Origin of the sequence: Streptomyces sp. NPDC020681, from assembly GCF_044334895.1 — a bacterium.
Taxonomy (GTDB): Bacteria; Actinomycetota; Actinomycetes; order Streptomycetales; family Streptomycetaceae; genus Streptomyces.
Map to the genome: position 1 here is coordinate 55,923 of NZ_JBIRTX010000026.1, position 16,126 is coordinate 72,048.

At 69.1% G+C, this 16,126-nt stretch carries 19 protein-coding genes; 7 read left to right on the forward strand and 12 right to left on the reverse strand.

Annotated features, from left to right (window positions below):
• The 6 genes from ACH4YL_RS36340 to ACH4YL_RS36365 all read left to right on the forward strand — a co-directional run bounded on the left by ACH4YL_RS36340 (position 1) and on the right by ACH4YL_RS36365 (position 4,377).
• Complete coding sequence (locus tag ACH4YL_RS36340) at positions 1-909, forward strand: DMT family transporter (protein WP_398511801.1); 909 nt, start codon at positions 1-3, stop codon at positions 907-909.
• Positions 899-1,108: a Trm112 family protein gene (locus tag ACH4YL_RS36345; protein ID WP_398511802.1), complete on the forward strand. Its 210-nt coding sequence runs from the start codon at positions 899-901 to the stop codon at positions 1,106-1,108. The genes ACH4YL_RS36340 and ACH4YL_RS36345 overlap by 11 nt, the downstream gene beginning before the upstream one ends.
• Positions 1,105-1,995: an FkbM family methyltransferase gene (locus tag ACH4YL_RS36350; protein ID WP_398511803.1), complete on the forward strand. Its 891-nt coding sequence runs from the start codon at positions 1,105-1,107 to the stop codon at positions 1,993-1,995. Before ACH4YL_RS36345 ends, ACH4YL_RS36350 begins: the two co-directional genes overlap by 4 nt.
• 552 nt (positions 1,996-2,547) lie before the next feature.
• Positions 2,548-2,835, forward strand: a complete 288-nt coding sequence (locus ACH4YL_RS36355; protein WP_398511804.1) for a hypothetical protein — start codon at positions 2,548-2,550, stop codon at positions 2,833-2,835.
• Positions 2,832-3,227 (forward strand): DUF6188 family protein, encoded by a 396-nt coding sequence (locus ACH4YL_RS36360; RefSeq protein ID WP_398511805.1) that lies wholly within the window; start codon positions 2,832-2,834, stop codon positions 3,225-3,227. Before ACH4YL_RS36355 ends, ACH4YL_RS36360 begins: the two co-directional genes overlap by 4 nt.
• Before the next feature lie 409 nt (positions 3,228-3,636).
• Entirely contained in the window at positions 3,637-4,377 is a 741-nt protein-coding gene (locus tag ACH4YL_RS36365) for a Type 1 glutamine amidotransferase-like domain-containing protein (RefSeq protein WP_398511806.1), read from the forward strand.
• 468 nt (positions 4,378-4,845) lie between these two features.
• Here ACH4YL_RS36365 and ACH4YL_RS36370 read toward each other — a convergent pair whose 3' ends face one another.
• The 6 genes from ACH4YL_RS36370 to ACH4YL_RS36395 all read right to left on the reverse strand — a co-directional run bounded on the left by ACH4YL_RS36370 (position 4,846) and on the right by ACH4YL_RS36395 (position 8,554).
• Positions 4,846-5,406 (reverse strand): transposase family protein, encoded by a 561-nt coding sequence (locus ACH4YL_RS36370; protein WP_398511807.1) that lies wholly within the window; start codon positions 5,404-5,406, stop codon positions 4,846-4,848.
• Between the two features lie 3 nt (positions 5,407-5,409).
• On the reverse strand, positions 5,410-5,631 hold the full coding sequence (locus tag ACH4YL_RS36375; protein ID WP_398511808.1) for a helix-turn-helix domain-containing protein: 222 nt from the start codon (positions 5,629-5,631) through the stop codon (positions 5,410-5,412).
• Complete coding sequence (locus ACH4YL_RS36380; RefSeq protein WP_398511809.1) at positions 5,631-6,122, reverse strand: DUF2975 domain-containing protein; 492 nt, start codon at positions 6,120-6,122, stop codon at positions 5,631-5,633. The genes ACH4YL_RS36375 and ACH4YL_RS36380 overlap by 1 nt, the downstream gene beginning before the upstream one ends.
• 202 nt (positions 6,123-6,324) lie before the next feature.
• The gene (locus ACH4YL_RS36385) at positions 6,325-7,179 is read right to left on the reverse strand and encodes an IS5 family transposase (protein WP_398511810.1); all 855 of its coding nucleotides are present in this window, start codon (positions 7,177-7,179) and stop codon (positions 6,325-6,327) included.
• Between the two features lie 79 nt (positions 7,180-7,258).
• Positions 7,259-7,669 carry a RacP protein gene (locus ACH4YL_RS36390; RefSeq protein WP_398511811.1) on the reverse strand — a complete coding sequence of 137 codons (411 nt, stop codon included), beginning with the start codon at positions 7,667-7,669 and terminating at the stop codon, positions 7,259-7,261.
• A gap of 3 nt (positions 7,670-7,672) precedes the next feature.
• The gene (locus tag ACH4YL_RS36395; protein WP_398511812.1) at positions 7,673-8,554 is read right to left on the reverse strand and encodes a DUF6192 family protein; all 882 of its coding nucleotides are present in this window, start codon (positions 8,552-8,554) and stop codon (positions 7,673-7,675) included.
• A gap of 646 nt (positions 8,555-9,200) precedes the next feature.
• Here ACH4YL_RS36395 and ACH4YL_RS36400 point away from each other — a divergent pair.
• On the forward strand, positions 9,201-9,779 hold the full coding sequence (locus tag ACH4YL_RS36400) for a zinc-binding dehydrogenase (protein WP_398511813.1): 579 nt from the start codon (positions 9,201-9,203) through the stop codon (positions 9,777-9,779).
• 39 nt (positions 9,780-9,818) lie between these two features.
• Here the strand turns inward: ACH4YL_RS36400 and ACH4YL_RS36405 are convergent, their stop codons facing one another.
• The 6 genes from ACH4YL_RS36405 to ACH4YL_RS36430 all read right to left on the reverse strand — a co-directional run bounded on the left by ACH4YL_RS36405 (position 9,819) and on the right by ACH4YL_RS36430 (position 15,932).
• Positions 9,819-9,953 (reverse strand): hypothetical protein, encoded by a 135-nt coding sequence (locus ACH4YL_RS36405; RefSeq protein ID WP_398511814.1) that lies wholly within the window; start codon positions 9,951-9,953, stop codon positions 9,819-9,821.
• A gap of 105 nt (positions 9,954-10,058) precedes the next feature.
• On the reverse strand, positions 10,059-10,712 hold the full coding sequence (locus tag ACH4YL_RS36410) for a class I SAM-dependent methyltransferase (RefSeq protein ID WP_398511815.1): 654 nt from the start codon (positions 10,710-10,712) through the stop codon (positions 10,059-10,061).
• 323 nt (positions 10,713-11,035) lie between these two features.
• A complete protein-coding gene (locus ACH4YL_RS36415) occupies positions 11,036-12,130 on the reverse strand; it encodes an XdhC family protein (RefSeq protein ID WP_398511816.1) in 1,095 nt (364 codons plus the stop codon).
• A 72-nt stretch (positions 12,131-12,202) separates the two neighbouring features.
• A complete protein-coding gene (locus ACH4YL_RS36420; RefSeq protein ID WP_398511817.1) occupies positions 12,203-14,365 on the reverse strand; it encodes a xanthine dehydrogenase family protein molybdopterin-binding subunit in 2,163 nt (720 codons plus the stop codon).
• Between the two features lie 20 nt (positions 14,366-14,385).
• Positions 14,386-15,393: an FAD binding domain-containing protein gene (locus ACH4YL_RS36425; RefSeq protein WP_398511818.1), complete on the reverse strand. Its 1,008-nt coding sequence runs from the start codon at positions 15,391-15,393 to the stop codon at positions 14,386-14,388.
• Positions 15,390-15,932: a (2Fe-2S)-binding protein gene (locus ACH4YL_RS36430; protein ID WP_175303191.1), complete on the reverse strand. Its 543-nt coding sequence runs from the start codon at positions 15,930-15,932 to the stop codon at positions 15,390-15,392. The genes ACH4YL_RS36425 and ACH4YL_RS36430 overlap by 4 nt, the downstream gene beginning before the upstream one ends.
• Positions 15,933-16,126 lie beyond the last annotated feature (194 nt).

Here is a 16,126-nt window from a genome sequence, read left to right on the forward strand (position 1 = left end):
ATGTGGTGGGGAGTGGCATCGGCCCTGCTGGCCAACGTCTTCTACAGCACCGGCTTCGTGCTCGAGAAGCGGGCCCTGTCCGGCCTGCCACGACTGAGCACGGCACAACCGGCCCGAGTCGTACGGGTGCTCATCGGCAGCCCGCTGTGGCTCGTCGGCTCCCTCGCACTCGCCGCAGGCTTCGCGGCACAGCTCGCCGTCTACCGCACTCTTCCCATCGCGGCCGCTCAGGGCATCTTCGTCTCCGGTCTCGTACTGCTCCTGCTGCTCTCCTCGGTCGTACTGGGTGAGCATCCCAGCGGCCGCGAGCGAAGCGGGGTGGTCATGATCACCCTGGCGCTTCTGATGATCGTGGCGTCACTCCAGGACACCGACGCCGTCGGCGGACACGCCTCGTCCGCCCGTGTCCTGCTGATCTGTGTGCCCGCGCTCGCGGCAGGACTGTGGCTCTACCGCTCCGTGGAACGCCGGGCCCGCCGCCGTCACCGGCTGCCGACCGCCGGCGTCGAATACGGCGTCGCCGTCGGCCTGTTGTACGGCGTCAGCTCGCTCGCCATCAAGGGAGTCTCCGGTCATCTGACGACCCGAGGCATCGGCGGCGAGGTCTTCGCTCTGCTCAAGTCCCCGTATCCGTACATCCTGATGGTCACCTCGGTCACCGGCCTGATCCTGTCCCAGGCCGCGCTGCAGCGCTGCCGGGCCTCTCTGATCGTGCCCGTGTGCACCACCGTCACCTGCCTGTTCACGGCCGCGCTCGGCACGTTCGTCTTCGGCGAGTCCCTGCCCGACGACCCGCTGCGGCTCGCACTGCGGCTCGGCGGCACCGCACTCGCCGTATCGGTCCTGCTGCTGCTTCCGCGTCACGACGAACCACCCACCCCGTCAAAGGAGTTGGCTCATGAAGCCTGACGATCCCCTGCTCCGGATCATCGCCTGCCCGATCGACAAGGGAGAGCTGACGCTGCTCCTGCCCGAAGAGATCCTCTACAACCCACGGCTGCGCCACCGCTACCCGATCATCGACGGGATCCCTCAACTACTTCCCTCCTCCGGTGCCCGCGTGCCGGACGAGGAACACGAGCGGATCCTCAAGCGGATCGGTCCATGACACTCGCCGCCCGGCTCGCCCCACACCTGCCGCCCGCACTCATCACCGCGGGCGTCGCCCTGCTGTATCCGCGGTACGAGCCCGAGCTGCGCAGACTGGCCGACTTCTGCCCGCCCGGCGGCTCGGCGGTGGATGTCGGCGGCTGGTACGGCCCGTGGACCCGGCGGCTGGCCAGGCGGGCCGACCGAGTGGTGACCCTCGAGCCGGTCCCCCACCTCGCCCGCCTGCTCACCAACACCACTCCCGCCCATGTCCACGTGGTGCACGCGGCTGCCTCGGACCACGACGGCGGCACGGCGCACCTGTGGCTGCCGTCGGGCGACTGCGGCAACCGTGGTGTCTCGTCGCTTGTCCGCAGAGACATGCACGCCCGGTCGATTCCGGTGCCCTGCGTCCGGCTCGACACCCTCGGTCTGCACCACGTCACCCTGATCAAGATCGACGTCGACGGCAGCGAGCTGAACGTCCTGCGCGGCGCAGAGGAGATCCTGGTCCGTGACCGCCCCGCGCTCCTCATCGAGCTGGAGACCCGGATCGGGCCCATCGAACCGGTCCTTGACCTGCTCACCCACCACGGCTACCGGGGCTGGGTGCTGCCGGGCCGCGACTGGCTGCCACTGTCCGATTTCGATCTGCCGGGCCACCAGTCCCTGACTTCGCATGTCGCCGAGCACGGCCTCGTACGCCGCAGCCTCGCCCCGTTCCGGCGGCGGTACGTCAATTCGGTGCTCTTCCTGCACGGCTCCCGGCAACCGGTCAGGCCTTCGAGTTCTGTCGTACGTCAAGGATCCAGCGGGCTCCCTCCGCCCGGACCAGGCCGTACGGCGCAACGCGGCCCGGGCCCGCGAGGAGTTCGCGCAGTTCCGCCTCGTCCGTCGAGGAGTTGACCTCGCAGAAGAGGAACTCGCAGGGCGGGTCCGCTCGTCCTCGTGTCGGTCGATCACTTCGCGCAGGTCGTCGGCGGTCTCGAAGGTGTCACGGCCCTACGCCAGTTCCGCGAGCGGGGCCCTGCGGCCACAGCACGGCCGCGATGCGTCGGCCATCGACTTTCACGACGGTGCAGGACTGTGGATTGGCCCGGATGGGCAGTTCGAATCCTGGCACTTGGCTGGCCATGGAGTCGACGGTTTCGCGGGCGGTCCCGGCGGTGGGGACGGCTGGGAACGCTGATCGAGAGGAGCAGCCCTCAGCGGCCGGCCCTATGGGGCGGGTGACGGGAAGCGAACCCGCGCTCTGAGCTTGGGAATCAGGAGGGGTGATTGGCGTGCATGTGGCCTGAGCTCTGGCTTTGGATGTTCATGCCTCGATACTTGGTCGGACGCCGCCCCCTGGTTGACCGTGATTTCGCCGACCGATTTGGCACGGGATCTGGCACGGCTGGAGGATCGCCGCGGAAACTGTGCGGCGCTTGCGTGGTCAGCCCTGACACATTAGGCGTCATGAATGAGGTGATAGATCTGCGCAACTCGGCCGGCATCCGCGTAGGGGACGTGTACGAGGACTGCTCCTTCCATCCGGTTCTGTGCACGGAGATCGACGACGACGGTGGCGTGGTGTTGAGCGGCATCTCGCTCATCGACGGCAGCTTTCCCCGGTCGTGCGACGGCCAGCACTGTGCGCCCATCCGCATACCGGTTGAGGGCGTCATGGCCATCAAGCGCGACTGGGAGGGCTACGTCCGGCGGCGGAAGGCTGAGCTGAGCGCAGCCGCCCGGGAGACACAGTGAAGGTCCCGACGGCTTTGATCGGCTCGCGGGTGGAGCGCACCTCGTTTGAATATCAGGTAAGGCTGAACCTCAGCGCGCTCGATCCGGACGAGGGTTATCGCCTGGACGCTGAGTTGGTTCTGGAGACACCTTTCCTGCTCCGTGATGCCATCGGCGACTGGCACGAACTGGACCCCGGAACCGGGGCGAGGCTCGCCCCCGTGCTGGCACTGTTCGGTCAGTCGATCACCGCCGTCGATGTCCAAGGCCGTGGAGCGTTGGCCATCGAATTTGAAGACAGTGCGGGACTGTGGATCGGCCCGGACCCGCAATTTGAGTCCTGGCACTTGGCCGGCCACGGGGTCGACGGTGTCACCGTCGGTCCCGGCGGTGAGGACGGCTGGGAGCGCTGACTGAAAAGGTCGGCTACGAGGCGGTCTGGCAACAACAAGCCCCGGGCCGTTGGGAGTATCCGCACGAGGTCGTGACCAAAGAGGGCGACTGCGTTCGCGGGAAGTCCGTCTGCGCCGTGCTGGCAAGCAGCGACCCAAGCGCGTCCTATACACCAACTACCTGTTCCCCACGTCGCCGGAATGGACCGTGCCCAAGGCTTGAGTGTGAGGTGAGCGCGTCTCCTGACTAAAGAGTGGATCGTGGACTGGCGTCTTTCCGGGGCTCTCCGTCTGCGGTTGGGCCTGGTCCTGTCATGGGTGAACAGGACCTCGCGTCGGCGGAGGTCTATTCGATTGCGGAGGGAGCCGATGGCTTGGCACCGTTCGAGGCGTCGTCCGCGTCTCCATTGTGAACTGAGGAGGCCCCCTCGTGGCTGTCGATCCGGAACGTCGTTTGGCTCTCCTTGGAGGCGGCTTCTCCACTGACGACGATGGTCTGCTGGATGACTGGGTGCTCGATCAGGTGCGCGCTCCTCGGCCCAAGGTGTGCTTCGTTCCGACAGCCAGTGGCGACGCCTCCGCTTACGTCGAGCAATTTCTCGCGGCGTACCAGTCACGTTCTTGCGAGCCGAGTGTCTTGCATCTGTTTCGGCGCGAGCTCGATGACGACGCCCTGCGAACGTTCCTGCTCCGTCAGGACGTCGTCTATGTAGGTGGGGGCAACACCGCGAATCTGCTGGCGGTCTGGCGTGCGCACGGCGTGGACCGACTACTGCACGAGGCCTTCGACCAAGGCACCCTGCTGTGCGGTATCAGCGCAGGTGCCAACTGCTGGGCTGAGGGCTCGCATACCGACTCTTTCGGGCCGCTGACCCACCTCTCTGACGGGTTGGGCCTGCTGTCCGGCTCGGTCTGCCCCCACTACGACAGTGAGCCGGGTCGTCGATCGTCCTTTAGGGCGGCCGTGGCCGCTCACGCGCTACCGGCCGGCTGGGCGGTGGAGGATGGCGTCGGTGCCCTATTTACGGACGGTCAGTTGACGGTCTCGGTGACGCGCACGCCTCAAGCCCGTCTCTATCGGGTAGAGCCAGGCGGGAATGACGGCGTCAAGGAAAGTGCCCTGCCATGTCGTCAGCTCGTCACAGCCGAGGAGCCCACCTCGCTCGCGTGAAATGAAGTCCGCCGCCCTTGCTGTCGGGCAGTCTCCTTCTCCTCGTCGTACGCCGAGTTGGAGAGGGGGGCGGGCGGCGATCTGGCAGCGGCTGCACGACATTCGCCGCCCAATCTCGCGCCATCCGCTCGTAGACAGCCAGTTCAAGACCTCCGGCAGTCAGCACCACGGGGGCAACTGCCGCTACACCAGAAGCAAACGGCTCCGTCATCACAGTCATGGGTGCAGCCATCCGGGGGGTCTTGGGAGGCCTGGGTCGTTGTGGCTGGCTGCCCGTAGTCGGTCAGGGCCGCCAAAAGCACCGCCACTTGCGTCCGACAACATGTTCACCATGGACCTTGAGGGAGTAGGAGCGCTGTCTGCAGCAGGAGTGGTGCTCATCGGAATACCTGCCGCCCTGCTTGTGGGCCGCTGGCAGTTGAAGGCTGCCTTGCGAGCGGCGGAGGCCACCAGCAAGGCAGGAATGGCTCAGGCCGAGTCTGTCTCGTTGGTCTTCTCGCCAACGTCGAGTTGGGCCAGGACCAGGCCGGAGAGGTGGTCGCAGGCGGCGAGTAGATGAATCTTGCGGCCCGTGGCCCTGGCCGCTCCGCGCAGGGTCTTGCCGTCGACCGCCACTGCGTGCAGCCGGCTGTCGGCCCCAGCGCGCCGGTCGGCCAGCCAGCGGCCCACCGCCCGGTCCAACGCGTCGCCGTCGATGCGGCCCAGCAGCCGACGCACCGTCGCCTCCGCCGGCAGGCACCGCTTCGGGGACAGCGGATCGGGCCGTACGCCGAGACGCTCTAGGACGGACGGCGGGGCCTCGGTGATCCACTCACCCACCGCCAGCAGGGAGGTCGCTCCGGCCAGAACCGCGCACGCGGTCAGCGCAAGCATGACGACCAGAGCGTGCCGTACGCCGCGCGGATCGCGAGGGTCGGGCACCTCGGCCAGACGCTCCAGCAGGCCCGGGATCTCCCCGGGTACGGCCCCGGGATGCTCGCGGAGTTGGTCAAAGGTAAGCGGGATCGGCGATGACGCGTCGGCAGGCACGGTTCAGTCGCCAGCGGTGTCCTCGGCCTCCCAGCGAAGCAGGTCGCCCGGCTGGCACTTGAGCACCTCGCAGAGCGCGGCGAGCGTCGCAAAGCGCACCGCCTTGGCGCGGCCGTTCTTGAGTACCGCCAGGTTGGCGGGAGTGATCCCTACGCGGTCCGCGAGCTCGCCCACGGACATCTTCCGCCTGGCCAGCATCACGTCGATGTCGACGGCGATCGGCATCAGATCACCTCGTCCAACTCGGCCTGCATCTGCGCCGCTTCGACGTCGCGGGCGACGGCCTGGGCGAGCAGCATCCGCAGCACGAGCACGAGGAGCGCGACTCCCAGGATGGCCACACCAATCCCGCCCATGATGAGGGTGACGCCCGGGTCGTCCCGCTGGCCGGGCGCATTCAGGGCCGTGACAGCGAACCACACGAGAGCAGCTGCAACGATCGCGCCGATGATGACGTCCACGTACCGGAAGGCGGCGTGGGAGAACACGGTTCCGCGTCGCACCATCGTTACCAGTCGCCATACACAGACCAGGGCGACCTGGGCCGTCCCGATGCCCAGGATCGTGATCACGCGCAGCGGGGTCAGCGGGAGCGACCCGTCCTCCGGGTCACTCCCGCTGACCAACGCCCACACCATCAATGCCTGTACGAACACGGTGCCGGTGAGCACCACCACGAGCACGGCGCGCAGCGCGCGCACTGTCAGCTTCCCCATGACCGATCCCTCCATCGAGCTACGATGGGAATCTATCGAATCTCGATAGATGACGCAAGGGCTGGGTCGGCGGGCGGGCGGCGGTTTAGAAGCTGTGTCACATCTCTTTCCGCAGGTCACGGGTATGCTGTGCGACGGTGATCCGGTCTGCCGTTCGGTTAGGCGTCCATGGTCGGGCATCCGAACGGCAGGAGGATGACCGTCAGGCCGCTGCCGCGAGGGTGGTGGTGACCGCCTCGGGTTGGCGCTGTTTCCGGGCCAGCCGGCGGGACATGAGGGTGATGAATGCCCACTGGATGTGCGCCTCGGCGTGGGACATCAGGCGCTCGTAGTCCCTCGCGTACCGGGCGCGCATCGTCCACGAATTTGACCGCTCCACCACCCACCTCTTTGGCAGTACGACGAAACCAGTGGCGTCCTTTGGGCGGGGGACGACCTTGATCGTGATTCCGAGGCTGCGCTGGGCCCAGGCGGTGAACTCCTCGCCTCCGTAGGCGTTGTCGGCCCAGACCAGAACGATCTCGGGGTGCGCGGCGTGGAGGCGGGTGAGCAGGATGCGGGCGGCCTCGCGCTCCTGGACGTTGGCGGGGGTGACGAGCACGTCGACCAGGAGCCCGTCCTGATCAACGATGAGATGTCGCTTCCTCCCGTTGATCATCTTCCCCTGATCCCATCCTCTCGTCGCCTTCGAGACGGTCTCCGCGCCTTTGACGGACTGGGCGTCGATGATCACCCGGACCGGCCAGGGGCAGCGGCGGCCACGCAGCCGGATCCGGCGACGGAGCTGGTCAAGGATGTGCCGGAGCACGCCGGCCTTCGCCCAGCGCGCGAAGTACCCGAACACGGTGCGCCAGGGGATGCCGAAGTCAGCGGGCAGCGCACGCCACTTCGCGCCGTTGTCGACGATGTAGCGGATGGCATCGATCAGGCGGCGGCGGGGCCACTTCTCCGGGGCGCCGCCCTTCGGAGTCTGGCATGCGGGAACGGGGAGAAGGGGCTCCAGCAGGGCCCATTCCAGGTCGCTGGTGTCGGAGGGGTAGCGGTAGCGCGGCAGCATCACGAGGTTGGGCCGCGACCTGGGGGTCAGGAGCCAACTGCGGTGCGGTCGCGGCCCGCCTCTGCCTTCCTGCTGTGGTTCACTCCAGGTTGGCCAGCAGCTGAAGGGTGGACTCGATCGCACCCATCTGGGCCATGACGGTGCGGATATAGGGGTCGTCGGGGGTCTTCTTCTGGTGCGGGAGGAGGATCCCGGCGATGAAGTTCTCAACGCGGTGGTGCACGGTGCCGAAGAACGCCCGCTCGTAGCCGATCCACACCTCCGGCGCATCGTCCAGCAGCCGGTATCCCCACTTCCGGTCCCAGGTCACCGGCGGAAGACCACGCGCGGCCGCGACCTGGCGCAGATGCGCCAGCCCGGTGTGGATCTGCGCTCGGGTGCGTTCGGTGGCAGCCATCAGCTGGGTGACGCTCAAGCCGGCGGGGCGGGCCTCCTGCAGGGCACTGAGGATCGCTTCGGCGTGGACGTGAGCGGGGACACCCCGCCCCATCGCCTACTCACCGGAGCCCTTCAGCAGCTTCTGGAGCTGCTCGTCCAAGTCGACCTCGCCGCGGGTGACGGCGTTCTCGATCCAGTCGGCCGCGGCCCGTACCCGCGAAAGTCCCCGGCCGATGGTGTCGCGTTCGGCGGCGTCGTAAGTCTCGCCGCGCAGGTTCGGCACGATCCTGCCGGCGGTGGTGACGAACTGCGCGCAGGCCGCGACCAGGTCCATGAACTGGGCGCTGTGCTCCATGCGCTGCAGTTGCGGGGCCGCCTCCTCGTGCACGAACTGGGCCTGCTGGCGGAACCGGTCGAACTGGGCTTCGTTGACTGCGTGCCGGGCGGTGTCGTCGGCCATGGCCTTGTTGGCGACCGCCGGACGGCGCAGGAAGTCGGTGGTCACCACCGCCGCCACGGCATCGTCGGCGGCCAGGTCGTGGATCGCTTCGACCTTCTCCTGGACGCTCTCCGGGGAGTCGACCTTCCAGCCCACCATCCGTTTCACGCTGTCGTGCGTCCACCTCGGCTGCCCGCCGCGCGGGCTGGGCGGGGGGTTGGTGACCGCCGCGAAACGCTCCTGCTCATCGGGGATGCTGGCCAGGATCTTGTGGATCGTGTGCGAGACCTCCGCCCGTCGGCGCTCCTTTGGCCAGCGCGAGGACACCCACCGGTAACTGCGAACGGTGGTGTAAGCCAGTCCCACGTCCTCGGCGAACATCCGGAGGGCCTCGCTGACGGTGAACAGGTCGTCCTTCCCGGATGGATTCGCACCCCCATACGAGCGCATCGGTTCGATTTCCACGGCCGCATCCCCGAGCCGCCACTGGGCACTGCTCATCGTGGCCACCCAGTCCCGCCCCAGCTTGACCAGCTCGTCGTAGCGTTCCCGGGTCACACTCCCGATCATCTCGGGCATCCGGACACCACCCCCGCGGGCCCGGGTGCAGCACCCTATCGATGCCGCCAACACCCCCTGGCGACCCGTCACTTCGCACCATCTGACGACCTCCGGCCGTCGGAAAGGGCGTGCGGGCCCGGCGCGTGAAGCGGCCCTGTGGCCGCCCGATGCGCGGTCTCACGTCCTGGCCTGCCTCGTGCGCCGCCTGTGCCAGGCCCGTTTGCGGCAGCGGGGAGAGCAGTACGTTGCCGAGACGGGACGTTCGACGCCGTCCGTCCAGGATGTCCCGCACTCCGGGCAGTTGGACGTCCGACCGGCCTGGACCGCCTCGGTCCTCTCCCGCGCCGCCGCATCCGGCGCCAGTGCCGCGACCGGCACACGGACGAGCAGAACACCGCCGTCGCCCTCGCCGCTGGCATCAGCGGACCACCGCATCCACGGCACAACCGCGGACCAACGTCACGGTCGTCCGTGACCACAACGAGCCGCAGTCGGGGAACACCGTCCCTGCCCATGCGGCCACCGTACGAAGCAGAAGTGGCCGCCGGCGAGCCCGACGGCCACAGAGAGGGAGGAATTGCGAACGCCTCCCGCCGGTGCCCGGAGGAGAGCAGGCTCATCGCAACGGCCTTCGTTAGATCGCGTGCCTCTGGGAGCAAAGGATCAGACGAAGCCGTTGCCATGTCCGCTGAACTGGGAAAACCCGCCTCAAGTTCGAGATGTCGTTCGAGGCCCGAAGATAAAGATCAAGCTAAGGGCCGAGGAGGCCGTCATCCCGTACCAGGCGTTCACGGCCGCCGGCCACGAGATCGTCGTCGCCACGCCTGGCGGCGTCGTGCCACTCCTGGACCAAGGAAGCCTGGCGCCCAGTTCAACGGCGGCGAGGAGGGCGCGAAGAAGACGGCGGGCGCGCTCGCCTCGATCAGCGAGATTCAGCACCCCATCACTGGAGGACGTCGACCTCGACTGCGAACTCAACCTCGCCGAACTCGTCTTCAAGCGCGCGTCCGTACACGGGACCGCCCTGCGCTCCCGCCCGACCGGGCAGAAAGCAGCCATCGTGGCCGAGGTCCAGGGCCACGTGTGGCCACTGGTCGAGAACGGATCTGTACAGGTGGTCATCGACCGGACCCTGCCCACGACCGAGGCCGCGGAAGCGCACCGGATCCTGGGCGCCCACCACATCGGCAAGATCGTCCTGGTCAACCCCGACACCGCGTAACGCCGACCCTGCCGTCGCTCACGAAGCTGACGGCAGGGTTCATGTGCGCCGGAAGGCGGCCCGAGAAGCCGGTCGGCGCGCCCGCCCGAAGACGCCGGCGAGCAGATTGGCCGGCAGCAGTACGCCACCATCGTGCGTCAGCTCGGTGACCGGGATCCCGGGGTCGACGACCACGGCGACCAGCAGCCCGGTCCCGACCCCCCAGCAGCGACCAAACCCTCGCCCGCGGGCACCGCGAAAGGCGGTCTGCGGGGGCGTCGATCACGCCGGAAGAAGGGGTTACGGGCGGGGTCTGCGGGCGTGGAGGACGAAGGCCGGGGGTGTGTTGCGCCATATGGTGCGGCTGGGGACGACCTCTTCGAAGCGGTTGGCCATCAGTTCGCGGAATCGACGGGCCGGGGTGAGGGGGACGGCGTGGAGGTAGGTGAACGCGGTGAAGGCACCCGCCGGGGCGAGCACCGCGGCTGTCGCGGCCATGAGCTGGTGTTGAGTGGCGGAGGGAAAGAGGGCCCAGGGCAGGCCGCTGACCACCACGTCAGCGCTCCCGATGCCGCGCTCATCCAGCAGGTGGCGCAGGTGTACGGCGTCGCGCTGGATGACCTCCGCTCCCGGGTGGCGGTGGCGCAAGCGCTGGGCAAGGAGCGGATCGATCTCGACGGCAAGGTGGCGGCCGCGGCCGCCGAGCCGACGCTGAATCTCGGCGGTGAACGGTCCGGTGCCGGCACCCAGTTCCACCACGACGGGCTCACCGCGTTCGGGCACCGGCGCGCAGACCGCCTCGGCCAAGCGCCGCGAGCTGGGGGCAATGGCCCCCATGCGGGCCGGTGCGCGCACCCACTGCCGCAGGAACAGGGTGTAGTCGTTCGGCTCCTGCAAGGGCCGCCTGCAGAGACGGCAGTGCCGGGCTGTTCGGTGCGCGGTGCTCGTGGTCATGTCGATGCCCTTGTCGGGGAGTGCGGGTGGTCGATCGTGTGGGCGAGAACGGGCAATGTGCGGTGGGGTCCCGTTGGTGGCGCAGCGGCCGGTTGTGTTGAGGGCGGAAGGACTGGAAGGGCGACGTCGGCCGTGGCAGACGCGGCACCTTCTAAGGAACTGCGCCGACTTGGGCGTGGCCTGTCTGCTGACCAGGGACGCCTGCTACCGGGAGGCCGAACTGCTTGCCGTCGGCCACACCCGCCCGCGGAGGCGATCGACCTGATCTTCGAGGCGATGGCGGCTCACGCACGCACGCGAGCGCGGCTTTCGCGGATCGCCGTTCATGGACGAGCCGCCGAGCACTGCGCGGCCCGGTGGCGTCCCACCGGGACTGGATCCGCACCCTCTTCAGGGAGCTGCTGACCCGGCTCGCCCACTCCCGACTCTGCCCGAGCGGCGTTCGCTGCGACCGTGGCGGCCCGGATGGGCAGGTTGCCGGCGCGCAGGCGGCGCCCGCTGCGTCCGTTGTCCACTGCTACGAGTTCGGCGAGGACGGAAAGGGCGCTCTCGGCTAGGGACGCTCCGCCGAGGTCGAGGCCCGCCGGGCCGGTGAGGCGGTCCAGTCCGGGGGCGTCGGCCAGGCGTTGCAGACGCCCAGCGTGGGTGGTCCGGCTGCCGAGCGCGGCGACGTATGCGGCGGGGCCTGCCAGAGCGGCGCGGAGGGCGCGGTCGTCGATGCGAGGGTCGTGGCTGAGTGTGACGACCGCATCGCGTGCGGCGAGCGGGTGTTGGGTGATCCACTCGTCGGGCCAGGCGCGGACGACTTCGGCGGTGTCGGGGAAGGCCCCGGAGGCGACATGGTTGGTTCGCGGGTCGAGGACAGTGACTTTGCGGTGCAATGGCTGGGCCAGGGTGGCCAGGACCGCGGCGAGGTCCGTCGCCCCCACCAGCACCAGCCGTGGCCCAGCCGCCAGCTGTTCGGTGAACGCCGGTTCCTCGTCGGGCAGCTGGCCGACGGTGGGGGCTGTCGACCAGGGGTACGGCGGGCGCAACCCGACCCGCACGGCGAGCGGACGGTCCTCGGCCAGTGCCGCGGTGATAGCGGAGTGCACCGGCTCGGGCGGTGCGGGGGTGATGAGGACCCGTAGTTCGCCGGCGCAGGCAGGGGCGTCCTCCCAGGGCAGGAGGTGTTCCCTGGGCTCCACGGTGGTCACATGGGGTGCGGCCCCGGCCAGGATGGCGCGGGCCGCGTCCAGCACGATGCCCTCGACACATCCGCCCGACAGCGAGCCACGCCACGTTCCGTCCGCCGCGGCGGCCAAGGTGGCCCCGAGCGGTCGTGATCCGGGGCCGTCGCGGCCGATCAGGCGGGCCACCACGACGGGGCGGCTTGCCCGGCGGTGGGCGTCGACGAAGGGCCACACTTCGCGTAGCACGTGTATCTCCTGTTCAGGTCCCGGACCGGAGCCGCGACAGCATCGGTCCGGGAGCCCTTTCTCTCGGACGGCTCAGTACTCGGGCCGTTCTTCCAGTACGCGGTCCGGACGGATGGGCAGGGTCCGCTGGCGTCGGCCGGTTGCGTGCCAGACGGCGTTCGCGATCGCGGCCGCGGTGCCGACGGCGCCGATCTCGCCGACACCCTTGATGCCCGAGGGGTCGTCGGGTTCGTAGTCGGGAACGAAGTCGGCTTCGATGTCAGGGACGTCGGCGTGTGCGGCGATGTGGTAGCCGGCGAAGTCCCCGTTGATGTGGCGGCCGGTGACCCGATCCCGTACGCCCTCCTCATGCAGGGCCATGGACAGGCCCGTGACCATGCCGCCGACGAGCTGGCTGCGGGCCAGCAGCGGGTTGACGACGCGGCCCACGGCGAACATGCCCAGCAGGCGTCGTACACGCACCTCGCCGGTGGCCGGGTCGACGGTCACCTCGGCGAAGACGGCGCTGTAGGAGTGCCGTTCCTTGGGCGACAGCCGGCCGAGCGACTCGCTGGTCTCGGTCGAGACGGTCAGCGGCCGTGTCGGATCGTCGGACTGGGCGAGCAGCTTGTGCGCGGCCTCGGTGATGGCCCAGGACCAGGAGGTCGTTCCCCGGGAGCTGCCGGCGCTCCACGCGGGGCCGAGGTCGCTGTCCGCGATCAGCATGCGGATCCGCCCGGGATCGACCCGCAGGGCCTCGGCGGCCACCGCCGTCAGCGCGGTGCGCGCGCCCGTTCCGATGTCGGAGGCGCTTATGGCCACGGTGTACGTGCCGTCCGTCTCGGCGGTGATGGACGCCGAGGAGGGAAACGCGCCCGCCATGAACGACGTGGCCGCCAGCCCGCTGCCGACAAGGAGATGTCCCTCGCGCCGCGCCCTGGGGCGGTGGTCGCGTGCGGCCCAGCCGAACCTGCGTGCGCCCTCCCGCAGACAGGCGACGAGGTTGCGGCGGCTGAAGGGCAGGCCGGACACAGGGCCGACGGCGGGCTCGTTGAGCAGCCGGAGGTCGAGCGGATCCATGTTCAGCTGCTCCGCCACCTCGTCCATGGCAGATTCGAGCGCGAACGAACCAGGTACCGCACCTGGTCCGCGCACCGAGAACGGCGGCAGGATGTCGAGCGGGACCGTGGTGAGCCGGGTACGGATCGCAGGGGCCGAGTAGAGCGTCTTGGTGAGTTCGGTGCAGTGCTCGAGGAATACGGCGATCCGCGAGAGTTCGAAGGCCGGTGCGTGGTCGATCGCCCGCAGCCGGCCGTCCCCGTCGGCCCCGATCCGGATGCGCTGATCGGTCGCCGGCCGCATCGAGATTGTCTGGAACACCTGGCTGCGGGTCAGGGTGACGCGGACGGGCCGCTCGAACAGCGTCGCGGCCATCACCGCCAGGATCAGGTGGGGCCCGCAATTCGTCTTGGAGCCGAAACCGCCGCCGACGTGCTCGGCGCGGATGCGCACCTGCTTCGGGTCCAGGAAGAACAGCGTGGCCAGCGTCCGGGCGACCAGGAAGGGGCCCTGGTTGCAGTCGATCACCTGCAGGCGCCCGTCCTCCCACCACGCCGTCGCCGAGTGGGGTTCCATGGCGCTGCCGTGTTCCTCGGGCGTGCGGTACCGCTCGTCGACGACCACCGCGCTCGCGGCCAGTTCCGCGTCCACGTCGCCGACGTTCGCGTCCCCACCGAACAGCGGCAACGCAGGCCGGGACGCCGGGTGGTCGAGTGAGAAGTCCGTGTCGTGCGCTTCCTCGTCATACGACACCGAAAGCGCCAGAGCCGCGGCCCGGGCCTGCTCCGGCGTCTCGGCCACCACCAGCGCGATCGGCCGGCCGGCGTGGGGGATCGTCTCGTCCTGCAGCAGTTGCAGGCCGCCGTCCGGACCGAACAACACCCCCGCCTGCGGGTTGAGCCGGGGCGCGGTGCGGTGGTCGATCACGCCCAGCACGCCGGGCATGGCCAGGGCGGCGGAGGTGTCGATGTCGCGGATGCGTCCGCGGGACACCGTGGAGGTGACGACCCAGCCGTGGGCAAGGTCGCTCATCGGCTGATCCGCCGCGTAGCGCACGCGGCCGGTGACCTTGGCTGCCCCCTCGATGCGGGGCCGCGCCGTGCCCACGGCGCCCGGGGCCGGTACCGCCGTATCGGCGGGGCCCAAGGCGGCGCTCGGGTGTCCGGCCGGTGCCGGGGATGTCGAGAACGCGTTCATGCGTGGATCTCCTTCAGGGCCTACGACGGGAACGGTTCGTCATTGGCCCGGTGGGCGAGCTCGGTCAGGACGGCCTCGATGAGGTTGCGGGCCAGCGTGACCTTGTAGGTGTTGTCGCGCAGCGGCCGCGCGGCGGACAGTTCCACGTCGGCGGCGGCGCGGAAGCGGTCGGCCGTGGCGGGGGCGTCCAGCAGGGCGGACTCGGCGACGTGGGCACGCCAGGGACGTGAGGCGAGGCCGCCGAGGGCGATCCTGGCGCTTTTGACGATGCCCTCCTGGACGTCCAGCGCGGCTGCGACGGACACGTTGGCGAAGGCGTAGGACGCGCGCTCGCGGACCTTGCGGTAGCGCGAACGCGGGGATGCCGCGGCGGCCGGCAGGGTGACCGCGGTGATCAGGGCTCCCGGCGGCAGTACCGTCTCCCGATGCGGAGTCTCGCCGACCGGCAGGTAGAACTCGTTCAGCGGGATCTCGTGGGTCCCGTCCAGGGTCTCGTAGTGCACGACCGCGTCGAACGCGGCCAGGGCCACGGTCATGTCCGAGGGATGGGTGGCCACGCAGTGGTCGGACCAGCCGAGGATCGCGTGGTTGTGGTGCTCTCCGGCGATCGCGGAACAACCACTGCCGGGGGTGCGTTTGTTGCACGGCTGCGAGGGGTCTGCGAAGTAGCCGCACCGGGTGCGCTGCAGCAGATTGCCGCCCACCGTGGCCATGTTGCGCAGCTGCCCCGACGCGCCCGCCAGTACGGCCTGGCTGAGTGCCGGATACCGGCGGCGTACCTCGGGATGGGCCGCCGCGTCGCTGTTGGTGGTCGTCGCGCCGATGACGAGTCCGCCGTCGGGGGCCTCGCGGACACCGTCCAGCGGCAGGTGGTGCACGTCCACCAGTCGGGTGGGCGTCTCGATGCCGTCCTTCATCAGGTCGACGAGATTCGTTCCACCGCCGAGAAACCGGGCGCCGTCGTCCGCGGCGACCGCGGCGAGGGCGTCGCGGACCTGCGTCGGCCGCTGGTAGCTGAACTCCTTCATCCCGCCACCTCCTCGCGGGACGCCGTCTCCAGCACGGCGCGCACGATCGACGGGTACGCACCGCAGCGGCACAGGTTGCCGCTCAGGCGCTCGCGTACTTCCTCGGCGTCCAACTCCGGTGCCAGTCCGTCGGGTGAGACGTCGGCGGTGACCGCGCTGGGCCAGCCCGCCGCGTGCTCGGCCAGCATTCCGACCGCGGAGCAGAGCTGCCCGGGTGTGCAGTAGCCGCACTGGAAACCGTCGAACTGTACGAACGCCTGCTGCAGCGGGCGGAGTTCACCGTCGGGCGCGAGGCCCTCGACCGTCGTGACGTCCGAGCCGTCGGCGGCGACCGTGAGCGTCAGGCAGGACACCACACGCCGGCCGTCCAGGAGCACCGTGCAGGCACCGCACTGCCCGCGGTCGCAGCCTTTTTTCGGGCCTGTGTGGCCGGTGCCCTCACGGAGAGTGTCGAGCAGTGTGCTGCGATTGTCGACGTTCAAGCGGTGTGCCAGACCGTTGACGCGAATAAGTATCTCGCTATGGGTTCCGTCCGTCATTACCGCTTGTCCTTCCGCAATACACGAATCCTCGGAAAAGCAGAGCCTCAGAGGCTCCAAACATTCAACCAGCCCGCTGGAGAATTTCTTTGCCTAAAAGTGGCGGAGGCTTGCACGATCCTCTTTGTGATCTCGCATGAGCCGTAAAGGTTTGTTTCCCCTGGACCGCTCCTCGGTCGTGATGCTTCAATCGG

Excerpts from the sequence above, each read along its gene's own strand:
- ACH4YL_RS36340 (WP_398511801.1), top strand. The coding sequence starts at position 1 with ATGTGGTGGGGAGTGGCATCGGCCCTGCTGGCCAACGTCTTCTACAGC.
- ACH4YL_RS36345 (WP_398511802.1), top strand. The coding sequence starts at position 899 with ATGAAGCCTGACGATCCCCTGCTCCGGATCATCGCCTGCCCGATCGAC.
- ACH4YL_RS36350 (WP_398511803.1), top strand. The coding sequence starts at position 1,105 with ATGACACTCGCCGCCCGGCTCGCCCCACACCTGCCGCCCGCACTCATC.
- ACH4YL_RS36355 (WP_398511804.1), top strand. The coding sequence starts at position 2,548 with ATGAATGAGGTGATAGATCTGCGCAACTCGGCCGGCATCCGCGTAGGG.
- ACH4YL_RS36375 (WP_398511808.1), bottom strand. The coding sequence starts at position 5,631 with ATGCCGATCGCCGTCGACATCGACGTGATGCTGGCCAGGCGGAAGATG.
- ACH4YL_RS36380 (WP_398511809.1), bottom strand. The coding sequence starts at position 6,122 with ATGGGGAAGCTGACAGTGCGCGCGCTGCGCGCCGTGCTCGTGGTGGTG.
- ACH4YL_RS36385 (WP_398511810.1), bottom strand. The coding sequence starts at position 7,179 with ATGCTGCCGCGCTACCGCTACCCCTCCGACACCAGCGACCTGGAATGG.
- ACH4YL_RS36390 (WP_398511811.1), bottom strand. The coding sequence starts at position 7,669 with ATGGGGCGGGGTGTCCCCGCTCACGTCCACGCCGAAGCGATCCTCAGT.
- ACH4YL_RS36410 (WP_398511815.1), bottom strand. The coding sequence starts at position 10,712 with ATGACCACGAGCACCGCGCACCGAACAGCCCGGCACTGCCGTCTCTGC.
- ACH4YL_RS36420 (WP_398511817.1), bottom strand. The coding sequence starts at position 14,365 with ATGAACGCGTTCTCGACATCCCCGGCACCGGCCGGACACCCGAGCGCC.
- ACH4YL_RS36425 (WP_398511818.1), bottom strand. The coding sequence starts at position 15,393 with ATGAAGGAGTTCAGCTACCAGCGGCCGACGCAGGTCCGCGACGCCCTC.
- ACH4YL_RS36430 (WP_175303191.1), bottom strand. The coding sequence starts at position 15,932 with ATGACGGACGGAACCCATAGCGAGATACTTATTCGCGTCAACGGTCTG.